Genomic DNA, 12,035 nt, shown 5'->3' on the forward strand with positions numbered 1-12,035 from the left:
CGGTGGTAGCTCAGTTGGTTAGAGTACCGGCCTGTCACGCCGGGGGTCGCGGGTTCGAGCCCCGTCCGCCGCGCCATCAAGTTAAAAGTAAAAAATACCGGTTTTTACCGGTATTTTTTTCGTCTGTACCCTATGCCTTTTTATAAAAAATCCAGCTATTTTAGATAAAATAAAACAGGGCAACGCAATAAAGCAGACATACGGTTTAAACCCTGAAAGACCATCTATCTCAAGCGGATTCACACCAAACGCTTATCCATTAAATCCCTATATCATCTATTCAAAATAGACATAAATACTTGCCTCCCCTTCTTACACAAAGGCCGTCTGAAAACGTCAATGCATTTTCAGACGGCCTTTTTTAACTTATCAAGCCTGATACCTAATCATGCAGGAAGCCTTAGCATCAATCCAATGTTCGCCACCGGGCTGAACAATTTTAGACACCAGTTTATCCAAGTCGCGTAAATAATCGGTTGACTTTTGGCTGTTGATAATCACGACAACCAACAACGGCTTTTCGCCCAACCAATACCCAGCCAGTGCGCGGACATCTTTGAGTGTACCGGTTTTGAGGCGCAGGTTTTCACCGGGCTGTTTCAAGCGTGTTTTAAGCGTGCCGTCTTTACCGGCAATCGGCAGCGTACTGATAAACTCGTTTTTAAACGGGCTGAAGTAGGCTTTTTCCAACATTTGCGCCATCATTCGCGCATTGAGCCGTTCTACGCGGGACAAGCCTGAGCCGTTTTCCAACACCAGCCCTTCCGTATTGATACCGGCAACCGCCAGCTCACTTTTTACGATAGACGCGGCCTTAGTCTGCGCCAGTTTGTAATCAGACATGTTTCCGGCAAATTTAAGGAAAACCGAACGGGCAATCAGATTATTAGAATGCTTGTTCATATCGGTGAGAATATCGGTAAGCGGTTTGGATAGATGGCTCGCCAACACATGCGCATCATGAGGCGCAGCACCTGTCGTCAGGCCGTCTGAAACCGTACCGCCTTGTTGGCGCCATTGGTTCACAAAACTTTTGCCGACATATTCTTTCATGCTGTACATATTCAGATACAGCTCTTTGCCCAAGCAGCTTTCCGGCAGCTTGCCCGATACGGTCAGCGTATTGTTTTTATAGGAAGTCTTCATGTGGTTTTTTAAGACACTGCACTTCCCTTCCTTATCTTCAAGTGTCAATTTGTTTTGAATGTTCAGATTCGGCAGCGGCGGATTAGTACGGATGACCAAGCTTCCGTCTTCTTCTTTTTCAGCACGAAGCTCAACGGTTTTATACGCCAACATATTGGGATCAGGCGGCGTCATAAAGCTTTCGGCAGAGTCGGAAGCAAAATCATCCGGGTTCTTCACATCGCCCCACAGGCTACGGTCGAGTATCAGATGTCCGTCAATATGGCGTATGCCCTTATCGCGCATCTGTTGCTGCATTTGCACCAAATCATGTTGGTCAAACACAGGATCGCCGCTCCCCACCCAATACACATTGCCTTTCAGCGTATCGCCTTTGATTGTGCCGTTGGTTTTAAACTCGGTTTTCCAACGATAATCGCCGTCCAACATACGAAACGCGGTAAACGCCGTTACCAGCTTCATGGTCGAAGCAGGATTGCGCAATTCATCGGCACGGTGCTCAGCAATCACTTTGCCGCTGTCCAATTCCTGCACATAAACGGAAATCTCATTTTCAGGAATACGCCCGAAATCCAAAGCCCATGACGGACAAACCGCCATCATCAGGCCAACTGATAAAATACTTTTCAACTTCATTGTGTTACAAAATCTTATAAATTCTTACGAGGTACTTAGGCCGTCTGAACGTTTCAGACGGCCTTTTTATTTATTTCTGATGCGCTTTCAAACGCAACGCAAACATGACGACCACAACACCGATAACCAAAGCGCAACCCATCGCCAAATGAATACCATCCAACATTGCCTGTTGCGGCATATCTGCGCTGGAAAGTTTCTCACCGATATTGGTCGCACCGACAAAAAACGCCGCACCGATGGCACCGGCAATCGGGTTGATGGTAGTCAGAATCGCCGCGCCGTGCGGATTGAGCGTTTTCGGCAACGCATTCAGACCATGGGTTTCGCCGGTTACACAAGCAGACACGGAAAGCGCCAACAGCGTAAACATCGCCGTCAACATTACCACTTGCGTATCAATCCGCAGAAACAGCCACAATACCGCCAGCGACACCACCAGCATCACTGTTGCCGGCAAGACGACAAAACGTCCGCCCTTTTTGTCCAACAATTTGCCAAACAACGGCGCGGCAACCGCTTGGGCAATACTCGCAGGCATCAGGATCAAGCCGGTTGCCGTACCGGTCAGCATCAGCACTTGCTGCGTGTACATCGGCACCATCAATTCCAAGCCCAAGAACAGGAATATCGCACCGGCCAAAATCACAACGCAATATCTGAACTGTTTGTATTCAAACGCACGAAGGTTCAACAACGGCGTAGCCAAACGGAATTGACGGTGCGCAAACCAACCCACCAGCACAACGGAAGCGGCAAAGAGCAGGATAAATTCCACCAACGGCATATGGGCAAAATTACTGCTCGCATAAACCAGCCCGCCGAAGCCCGCAATCGACAGCACAGCCGACAACATATCAATTTTCGGACGGCTGATGTTGCTCAAATTGACCGTCAAATATTTGCCCACCAGCACCATCGCCACCAACATAAACGGCGTAGTAAAGCCGAACAGCACGCGCCAATGCGTATGGTCGATGATGATGCCCGACAGCGTCGGCCCCATTGCAGGCGCGGCGGTAAACATCATGGTAATGACGCCCATCGCCGTTCCACGCTTGTTGGGCGGGAAAATCGACAACACGCCGTTAAACAGAAGCGGGACAAAAAACGCGGCAGACACTGCCTGCACCATACGCCCGACCACTAATACGCCAAACGTCGGTGCAAACGCGCAAATCAGTGAGCCTGCTAAAAACGTTGCCTGCGTAAACAGCACCATTTTGCGCGTTTCAAACCATTGGATCACGCCTGCCGTAATCGGCGTAAATGCCCCCATAACCAGTAAAAAGCCCGTCGTCAGCCATTGAACCGTGGTCTTATCGACACCGAAATCCTTCATAATCGGCGTGAGCGCGACATTCAGTAGTGTATCGTTGAGATAACCGAAAAATGCGCCGATGAATAAGGTGGCGACAATGGTTTTAGCAGGAAAGTCGGGATTGTCAGCGAAGTATTCGTGTGCCGTTTCGCCCTCTTGCGAATCAGAAGCGTGCATAATAATTTGAAATATCAGCGAAACCGTTATTTTAGCATAAACCGTTTTGACAGGCCGTCTGAAACCTTGACCGCTTCCCCAGATAACACTAAAATTTAGAATTGTTTTCATTTTTATTATTAAACAGGAGAAAAGCATGTCAAAGAAAGTCAGCATCTTGGTCGGCAGCCTGCGTAAAGGCTCGTTCGCACGAAAAGTCGCACAAAACGTCGTTTCCATGTTCCCCGAAGGCTACGAAGCGCAAATCGTCGAAATCGGCCATTTGCCTTTATACAACTTCGACTACGATGATCCCGCCGTTACCGACTTCCCTACTCCGTCCAGCTATACCGAGTTCCGTGAAACCATCAAAGCCTCTGCCGGCGTATTGTTCGTAACTTCCGAAAACAACCGCACCGTCCCGGCCTGCCTGAAAAACGCCATCGACATCGGCTCCAAACCCAATGCCGATGTTGCCTGGAAAAAAACACCTGCCGGCATCATCAGCCATTCTGTCGGCAAAATGGGCGGTTATAGCGCGCAAAAAAATCTGCGCCTTGCCCTTTCGTATTTCGATATGCCGCTGACCGGCCAGCCGGAAGTGTTCCTCGGCAACTCGCCTACCCTGTTTGACGACAACGGCCAGCTCATCGAATCCGCGCGCGAATTTGTTCAAGGCTATATCGACCAATTGGTTGCCTTGATTGAGAAAAACCCTAAATAATCGGGATTGAAGCATACAGGCCGTCTGAAAAACAAAATTTCAGACGGCCTCATCTTTTGCAAAAAATCAGTTTTTCGACAGTTCCTAAATTTTTACTAATTGAGTGCAGTTATAATCACTATCCACCCACCCTCCGGAGAACTTCCATGCGCGTATTATTGGTTGAAGACGATGCCATGATTGCCCAAGCCGTCAGTGCCAACCTGAAAGACACCGGCTACGCTGTCGATTGGGTCAGCCGCGGTTCGGAAGTTGCCGCAGTAGTGGCGGCGCAAGCATACGATTTGCTACTCTTGGATTTGGGTTTGCCCGGCAAAGACGGTTTGGACGTATTGGCGCAAATCCGCAACGGAGGCTGTACCGTTCCTGTCTTAATCGTGACCGCGCGCGACGATTTGCACAGCCGCCTCAACGGCCTAGACGGCGGCGCAGACGACTACATCGTCAAACCCTTCGACATGGCAGAACTGCAAGCCCGTATGCGCGCCGTATTGCGCCGACACGGCGGACAGGCGCAAACGCTGCTGAGCAACGGCATCATCACGCTCAACCCTTCCACCCATCAGGCGGAAGTGGTCGGGCAGGAACAAGCCATTATGCTCAGCAACAAAGAATTTGCCGTCCTCCAAGCCCTGCTGCTGCGTCCGGGCATGATTCTGTCGCGCAGCGATTTGGAAGACAAAATCTACGGCTGGGGCGAAGAAGTCGAAAGCAACGCCGTTGACTTCCTGATTCACGCCTTACGCAAAAAACTCGGCAAAGAAGCGATTCAAAACGTCCGCGGGGTCGGCTGGCTGGTTGCACAAAACAACCAAACCGTCTGAAAAACCAAAATAACACCAACACACAAACCATGCAACGCCTTATCCACACCATCAAACAATCCCTGCAAGTTAAGATCAGCCTCGCCCTGATCTGTATGCTCCTGCCCCTCTCCATTCTTGCAGGCATATTTTCATATTACGATACTTATCACGAGACCCAAGAGGTTCAAGACGACCTGTTGCGCCAAGTCGCAAACTATCTCGACCCGAGCGATGCCGATGACGAGAATCACTCGCTCGACAACGATAACAAGATTTCCGTTCAATTTCCCAATACGCCCAACCCCATTGTCAGCCTGCCTAAGCAGATTTCAGACGGCCTGCACACCATTCAGGCCGATGACGACGACGATTACTACCGCGTTTATACCCGCAACACCAAGCAAGGCCGCATCGCCGTCATGCAGGAAAGCGACTATCGCGAAGAGCTGGCCGAAATGGCCGCCGTGCAGAGTATCCTCCCCATGCTCCTCTCCCTGCCCCTGATTATTTTGCTCACCGTCTGGATTACCCACCGCGCCATGCGTTCCATCAAAACCCTGTCCAACGATTTGGAACAGCGCCAAATCAACGACCTCTCGCCGATGGACACGCAAGACATTCCCAGCGAAATTCAAGGCTTTGTTGTCGCCATCAACAACCTGTTGCAGCGTACCGACGAAAACGTCCGCCAACAGCAACGCTTTATCGCCGATGCCGCACACGAATTGCGCAGCCCCATGACCGCCCTTTCCCTTCAGGCAGAGCGGCTCAACAATATGCAGCTGTCCGCCGAAGCGCGCGAGCAGTCCGCCCTGTTGCAACAAAGCATACAGCGCAACCGCCACCTGCTCGAGCAACTCCTTTCCCTCGCACGCGCCCAAGCCCCCGAAACCCAACGCCCCAAAACCCTGATCAGCCTGCAAAACCAGTTCCGCCGCGTCTTGCAGGAACTCATGCCGCTGGCGCTGGCCAAAGGTCAAGACATCGGCGTCGCCGTTGAAAACGACTGCCAAATCCACGCCGACGACACCGAAATCTACACCCTTATCAAAACCTTTACCGACAACGCCATCCGCTACACCCCCAAAGGCGGCCGCATAGATTTGGGCTTTGACGAAACCGCCGAATACCTCAACATCTGGGTGGAAGACGACGGCCCCGGTATTCCCCCAAGCGAGCGCCAACGCGTTATCGACCCCTTCTACCGCATTCTCGGCACCGAACAACAAGGCACCGGCCTGGGGCTGTCCATCGCAAACACCATTGTCAAACGCCATCAAGGCCGTCTGAAACTGGCCGACAGCCGACGCTTTGACAGCGGCTTGCTGATTATTGCCGAGTTGGATAAAAAGACGCTTTAAATGATTGACCCACCCAAATTAGTTTATCTAGCTTTAAACCGATGAATCAAAACGCTTAAAAAAACCAAAGGCCGTCTGAAAATACCTTTCAGACGGCCTTTTTATATTTTAAAACAAACCTCATTCATTCCTCACAAATACGGCTGCAAGGTTTGGCGGAGGATTTCCATATCGGTAATTTCGGTAATATTGGCTTTGCCCAAGCATTCCAAACCGACAAAACGCATGATGCCGCTGCTGACTTTTTTGTCGTGGCTCATGTGTTCAATCCATTTCTCAAAGGAGAAAACAGGCGGCGCAGACGGGAGGGAGGCGGCTTCCATTAAAGCAGCAATACGATCGGTATCGGCTTGTTGGGTTTTACCCAAAATTTGCGACAAACGGGAAGCAAGGACGCAACCGGCGGCAACGGCTTCGCCGTGCAGCCATACGCCGTAGCCCATTTCGGCTTCGATGGCATGGCCGAAAGTGTGGCCGAGATTAAGCCATGCGCGGATGCCCTGCTCGGTTTCGTCTTGGGCAACAATATCGGCCTTCATTTTGCAGCAATGGTAAACGGCTTCTGCCATTTTTTCTTGGTGTTGCGCCATCAGGTCGGCCATATTTTCTTCCAACCAAGCAAAAAATTCGGCATCGCCCAATGCGCCGTATTTGATGACTTCGGCCATGCCTGCGGAAAGTTCGCGTTGCGGCAGCGTTTGCAGGGCGGTCAAATCGGCCAGCACGGCTTGCGGCTGGTAGAACGCGCCAATCATGTTTTTACCGAGCGGATGGTTGATGGCGGTTTTACCGCCGACTGAGGAATCGACCTGGCTGAGCAAGGTGGTCGGCACTTGGATAAAAGGTGCGCCACGCTGATAAGTCGCCGCGGCAAAGCCGACCATATCGCCTATCACACCGCCGCCCAAAGCGATTAAAGTGGTTTTGCGCTCGGCACGGTTTTGCATCAAGCCATCGTAAATCAGGTTAAGCGTCTGCCAGTTTTTATATTCTTCGCCGTCGGGAAGGATGATGCTGAAATGCGGCACGCCCAGTCTGTCTAAGGCCGTCTGAAGCTGTTTGAGATAAAGCGGCGCAACGGTTTCGTTGGTAATGATGGCCGCTTTTTTGCCTAAATAGGGCTGAAGCAGCGTATCTGCCTGCTCAATCAGTTTATGCCCGATAAAGATGGGGTATTGATGGGACGGAGTTTGGACAGTCAGGGTGCGCATGGTGTTCCTTTGCAAAGCGTATTTATTCGCCTAAAGCCTGTATCAGGCGCTTGAGCGTTTTGTGACAGCTGTCGGATTCGATGACGAGATGGGCGGTTTGACGGTACAGTGTATCGCGTTGGTCATACAGCTCTTGCAGTTTGGCCAAAGGGTTGGCAACTTGCAACAGCGGCCGGTTGCTGTCGTAACGGGTACGCTCCAGCAAGGTTTCGGGACTGGCATGCAGATAAACAACCGTGCCGTTTTGGCGCAAAATCTGTCTGTTTTCACTGCGTAAGACAGAGCCGCCACCAGTCGATAAAACAATATTGCGCCGGGAAGCGAGCTTCTTCAGCATATTGGTTTCGCGGTTGCGGAAGCCTTCCTCCCCTTCCATCTCAAAAATGGTCGGAATGGATACGCCCGAAGAAGTGCAGATTTCGTAGTCGCTGTCGTAAAACGGGCATTCAAACATTTGGGCAAGCTGCCTGCCCAAAGTGGTTTTTCCCGCGCCCATCAGCCCGATTAAAATTAAATTGCCGTTGATTTTTTCCATGTGGGTCATTTTATACGATATGGTGGTTTCGTGGAAAAGTTCGTCGTTTTTCAGACGGCCTTTTCTTCTCTGGCCGTCTGAAAACCAAAACAGGCATACCTTTGCAGATATGCCTGTTTGTCATTTTAAAAATCAGTAACGCAGATTGTTACCCACATTATCCATAATGCGCGGCGTGATGAAGATCAACAGCTCACGGCGGTTTTCACGTTTGCCGCGTGATTTGAACAGATTGCCGACAACGGGAATATCGCCCAAAACAGGTACTTTGTTCACCGCATTGGTGCTTTCTTCCTCGTAAATACCGCCGACAATCAGCGTGCCGCCATCTTCAACCATGGCTTGGGTATTCAAGTGTTTGGTGTTGATACACTTGGTCATCAGAGAATCTACGGTACAGTCGATCGGGGTATCGCGATTAATCTTCACAGTCATGATAATTTGACCGTCAGGCGTAATGTTCGGCGTTACGGTCAAGCCCAAAACGGCTTTCTTGAAGGTAATCGAAGTAGCACCGCTGGAAGAAGCCTCTTGGTAAGGAATTTCCGTACCGGATTCAATTTTGGCTTCTTTACGGTCTTGTGTCAGCACGCGCGGATTGGAAATGGTTTTGCTCTTACCTTGTTCTTCAGACGCGCTGATTTCCAAGCCCAATGCGCCGGACGAGAACGCACGCACCAGCGCAATGCTGTTGACTGCGGCTGCGGTCGGCAGACTGACGTTCGGATCCAAAGTCCATGTGCGGTAGCCTACCTCGCCACGGTTAAATGAGGCATTGGTCTTGTAGTTGGTTTGTGCATTGCTCCAGTTGCTGCCCCATGCCGTACGGCCTATCGCACCACCGGAACCGAATTTAACGCCCAAGTTGCGGAAGAAGGTATCTTCAGCTTCCACAATACGCGCTTCCACCATCACTTGACGGGTTGGAACGTCCAATTCATCAATCAGTTTGCGGAATTTCTCAATCACGCCGCGGTTGTCGGTTACGATCAGCGTATTGGTGGCCGGATCGATTAAGGCGCTGCCTCGGTTGCTCAACAGAGTGTTGCGGGTGTTGGAATTATTGCTGTCGTATTCTTCCAAACGCAGAATTTTGCGGAATTCATCCACGTTTTTGTATTTCAACTGGAAGGTTTGAGAATACAGCGGACCCAATTCGGCAATCTCTTTTTCAGCCTGCAAGAAGGCTTTGTCTTTTGCCAACAATTCATCGCGAGGTGCGATATTGATAATGTTGCCTTGACGGCGCATATCCAAATTGCGCGCCTGCATAACCAAGTCTAAAGCCTGATCCCAAGGTACATCTTTCAGGGACAAAGTCATAGTGCCTTTGACGGTATCGCTGGCAACAATATTCATGCCGGATTCTTTTGCCAAAATCTGCAAGATGGTACGAACTTCTACATCTTGGAAATCCAAAGAAATTTTACGGCCTTTGAACGATTTGTTCGCATTGTGGTTTAAGCCGCTGGATTCGGTATTGGCGGCTTTAGGCGATACTTCAAATACAAAACGGCCGGAAGAAGCTTTGGTATTGATGTCCCAATTCGCATTATTATTGCGGATAATGAGCTGGGTAGAATTGCCGATACGTTTGAGCGTAACGTTTTGTACAGGGGTATTGAAGTCAGCCACATCCAAACTGCGTTGCGCTTGTGTCGGCAGCGTATGGTTTTTCAATGTCACAACCACGCGGTCGCGCTGCTGTTTAATATCCGGCTGTCCGCTGAAACCAAGGGCGGACAATTCAATAATGCCGGAATTGCGTGCGCCTTTGCGGAAATCGATATTGGCTGCTGAAACGGCTTGATAAGTCTGAGCAGCGCGCGCGGTAGGCGGCGTAGCCGCACGTTCATTGGCAACGGCCGCATTGGTTTGATCAGTAGATTCGTTTACAAATACCCAAACTTCGTTGCCGCGAATCTCAGTATTGTATTGGCTGATTTTGTTCAAACCCAAAACCACGCGTGCACGGTCATTGTTTTGCGCCGCAGTAATTTGATTCAGCAATGGGTCGGCATATTCCAAAACAGGCTGAGGCAAACGGATATTGGTGTTGGCAAAATCCAATGCGATACGCGCCGGCGTAGATGTTACAAAACCATGAGGTGTGGTGACATCTTTGTCGAAACGGATTTTGATGATTTTTTGGTTGTCAGGCAAAGTAGAAACGTTAATATCGGTAATATTGCCTGCAAAGGCCGTCTGAACAGCGAGGGCAACGCTGAAGCCGGCAAATAATTTTGTCATGTGCTTGGTTTTCATAATCGAGTGAGACCCCTAAATTAATTTGAATTCGAACTATCTGAGCTATTGGAAGAATCCGCCTCTTTACTGCTCAATGGCAATTCGGCCTTCCGGTACACCCAGTTGCCGTAGCTGTCTTCAACTTGCTCGGTCAAGATAATTTTATCTTCGGTAATACTTTGGATTCTGCCGTAATTCTGACCGATGTAGTTTCCGGGATAAACGGTATAAACATGGTCGTTGACCTTGATAAATCCGGAAACTTTGCCGCCGCTTTGCAGCGTTCCGACAAAGGCCATGTTTTCCAAACTGAAGGCTTCCAATGTTTCTTTCGGACGGTTCACATCCGGCGCATTGCCGCCTTTAGGCGCAGTGTCCAAACGGCGTGAATCAAACGCATTCATACCTTTAAAGTTCGGCGGGCTATACGGTTTAGGCAATGCAACCGTCGGCTCTTCAAACGGAATAATCTTGGATTTTGCTTCCTGACGGGTTTGCGTCATCCATTGAGTCAAATCTTCATAGCTTTGCGTACAGGCTGCCAAGGGAAGAAGACTTAAGAGTAAGATGATTTTTTTCATGATTTCCCTATTCTTTTATTTTTGCTCATTCTCGGCAGGTTTGCCTTCTTCTTGTGCCTGTTGCGCAGCCAATTCGGCAGCAATCTCTTCGGCCGGACGTGCTTTGTAAGTCGTCGCAATCGCGCTCAATGTCAACTCGCCTTTATTGCCTTTGCCCTCTTTATCCTCGCCTGCGTTCACGAGTTTCAAGGAATCTAACGTAATAATGCGCGACAAATCGCCTACATCACGGGTAAATTGGCTGATCTGAGAGTATTTGCCTGTGATGGAAATCTGATACGGCAGTTTTTGAATCGGACCATCGTTTTCAGGTTGGAGTGGTGCAACGCTGTCCAAACGCAGCCCGTTGGTTGAACCTGCCTGATGCAGCTCTTGAATCAGGTTCGGAATTTCCGCGTCGGTCGGCAGTTGCTTCAACAAAACGTCAAATGCAGAACGGATAGAAGCTAATTCTGCTTTCAAATTGTTCAAGCTTGCCGCCTGAATGCTTTTACGCGTAAAGGTTTCCTTCAGCTCTTCTTCTTTGGCTTCCTGCGTATTCAGGGTTTCAATCTGATCTTTAAATACGCCGACATAGCCCAAAGCCAACATACCGACAATCAATAAACCTGCCAGCAAAAGTTTTGAAGGCATATTGAGCAGGTACAGGTTTTGTACGTCCAATTGTTTCAAGTTTTTAGATGCCATTATTGAGCCTCCGGAGCAGGTTCTGCCACAGGTTCGGCCGTTTCACCGCTGCTTTGGGCAGTCGGTGCAGGAGCCGGCGTATTCACTTGGTTGATTGAAGATTTCAAAGTAAATTCTTGGTAGTTATCTACTTTTTTAATGCTCAACAATTCAGGCTGCAAGAAAATACCTGTACTTGGCAGGGAGCGCATCATAACGGCGATCTTATTGTCGCTGACGGCATGGCCGCTAATTTTATAGCTGGTCGGGCTTTCTGCTTCCAACGCAGTCAAATAAGTATTATCGGGCGTAAGCGCATTCAAAGAATCAAGGATATAAGCTGCTTGATAGCGTTTTTCCTGCAATTCTTCCACTTTCAGCTTCTTGGCCAAGAAGGCTTCTTTTTCTTGCTGAAGTTTATCAATTTCGCCCAATTCTCTATCAAGTCTGTCGATTTCGGTTTGCAGGAAGTTGTTGCGGCCTTCTTGATTGCTGATGGCGCTATCAATACCGAGATAGGTAGCGGCTGCCAAGCCCAAACCCACTGCAAAAGCGCCAAGCATCAATACTTTGAATTGCTGCTGCTTGCGCTGTTTAATCTCTTCCCGATACGGAAGAAGGTTGATTCTGGTTAATTCGATCATA

The 12,035-nt window shown here is 49.6% G+C and carries 11 protein-coding genes; 3 read left to right on the forward strand and 8 right to left on the reverse strand.

Going from position 1 to position 12,035, the window contains the following annotated elements; all coding sequences use genetic code 11:
* Positions 1 to 369 precede the first annotated feature (369 nt).
* Positions 370 to 1,782: a D-alanyl-D-alanine carboxypeptidase/D-alanyl-D-alanine endopeptidase gene (dacB, locus tag ACTHSQ_RS05960; RefSeq protein ID WP_440371165.1), complete on the reverse strand. Its 1,413-nt coding sequence runs from the start codon at positions 1,780 to 1,782 to the stop codon at positions 370 to 372.
* 70 nt (positions 1,783 to 1,852) lie between these two features.
* Entirely contained in the window at positions 1,853 to 3,280 is a 1,428-nt protein-coding gene (locus ACTHSQ_RS05965) for an MFS transporter (protein WP_440371164.1), read from the reverse strand.
* Between the two features lie 136 nt (positions 3,281 to 3,416).
* Between ACTHSQ_RS05965 and ACTHSQ_RS05970 the strand changes: the two genes are divergently transcribed.
* The 3 genes from ACTHSQ_RS05970 (at position 3,417) to ACTHSQ_RS05980 (ending at position 6,150) form a co-directional block, all read left to right on the forward strand.
* Positions 3,417 to 3,983, forward strand: coding sequence for an NADPH-dependent FMN reductase (locus ACTHSQ_RS05970; RefSeq protein WP_440371163.1), 567 nt, complete (start codon positions 3,417 to 3,419; stop codon positions 3,981 to 3,983).
* A gap of 146 nt (positions 3,984 to 4,129) precedes the next feature.
* Positions 4,130 to 4,807: a response regulator gene (locus ACTHSQ_RS05975; RefSeq protein ID WP_003684585.1), complete on the forward strand. Its 678-nt coding sequence runs from the start codon at positions 4,130 to 4,132 to the stop codon at positions 4,805 to 4,807.
* A 29-nt stretch (positions 4,808 to 4,836) separates the two neighbouring features.
* On the forward strand, positions 4,837 to 6,150 hold the full coding sequence (locus tag ACTHSQ_RS05980) for a sensor histidine kinase (RefSeq protein WP_440371162.1): 1,314 nt from the start codon (positions 4,837 to 4,839) through the stop codon (positions 6,148 to 6,150).
* A 131-nt stretch (positions 6,151 to 6,281) separates the two neighbouring features.
* Here ACTHSQ_RS05980 and aroB read toward each other — a convergent pair whose 3' ends face one another.
* From aroB to ACTHSQ_RS06010, 6 genes are all read right to left on the reverse strand, one after another.
* Positions 6,282 to 7,361: a 3-dehydroquinate synthase gene (gene aroB / locus ACTHSQ_RS05985; RefSeq protein ID WP_440371161.1), complete on the reverse strand. Its 1,080-nt coding sequence runs from the start codon at positions 7,359 to 7,361 to the stop codon at positions 6,282 to 6,284.
* Positions 7,362 to 7,383: 22 nt separating this feature from the next.
* Positions 7,384 to 7,896 (reverse strand): shikimate kinase, encoded by a 513-nt coding sequence (locus ACTHSQ_RS05990; RefSeq protein WP_440371160.1) that lies wholly within the window; start codon positions 7,894 to 7,896, stop codon positions 7,384 to 7,386.
* Positions 7,897 to 8,028: 132 nt separating this feature from the next.
* Positions 8,029 to 10,161: a type IV pilus secretin PilQ gene (gene pilQ, locus ACTHSQ_RS05995; protein ID WP_440371159.1), complete on the reverse strand. Its 2,133-nt coding sequence runs from the start codon at positions 10,159 to 10,161 to the stop codon at positions 8,029 to 8,031.
* A gap of 20 nt (positions 10,162 to 10,181) precedes the next feature.
* Positions 10,182 to 10,724 (reverse strand): pilus assembly protein PilP, encoded by a 543-nt coding sequence (locus tag ACTHSQ_RS06000; protein ID WP_070591494.1) that lies wholly within the window; start codon positions 10,722 to 10,724, stop codon positions 10,182 to 10,184.
* A 15-nt stretch (positions 10,725 to 10,739) separates the two neighbouring features.
* Complete coding sequence (locus ACTHSQ_RS06005) at positions 10,740 to 11,411, reverse strand: type 4a pilus biogenesis protein PilO (RefSeq protein ID WP_004520855.1); 672 nt, start codon at positions 11,409 to 11,411, stop codon at positions 10,740 to 10,742.
* Entirely contained in the window at positions 11,411 to 12,034 is a 624-nt protein-coding gene (locus tag ACTHSQ_RS06010; protein WP_128580218.1) for a PilN domain-containing protein, read from the reverse strand. Before ACTHSQ_RS06010 ends, ACTHSQ_RS06005 begins: the two co-directional genes overlap by 1 nt.
* Between the last annotated feature and the right edge of the window lies 1 nt (position 12,035).

It is taken from the genome of Neisseria sp. P0009.S008 (assembly GCF_051958615.1).
Lineage (GTDB): Bacteria > Pseudomonadota > Gammaproteobacteria > Burkholderiales > Neisseriaceae > Neisseria > Neisseria subflava.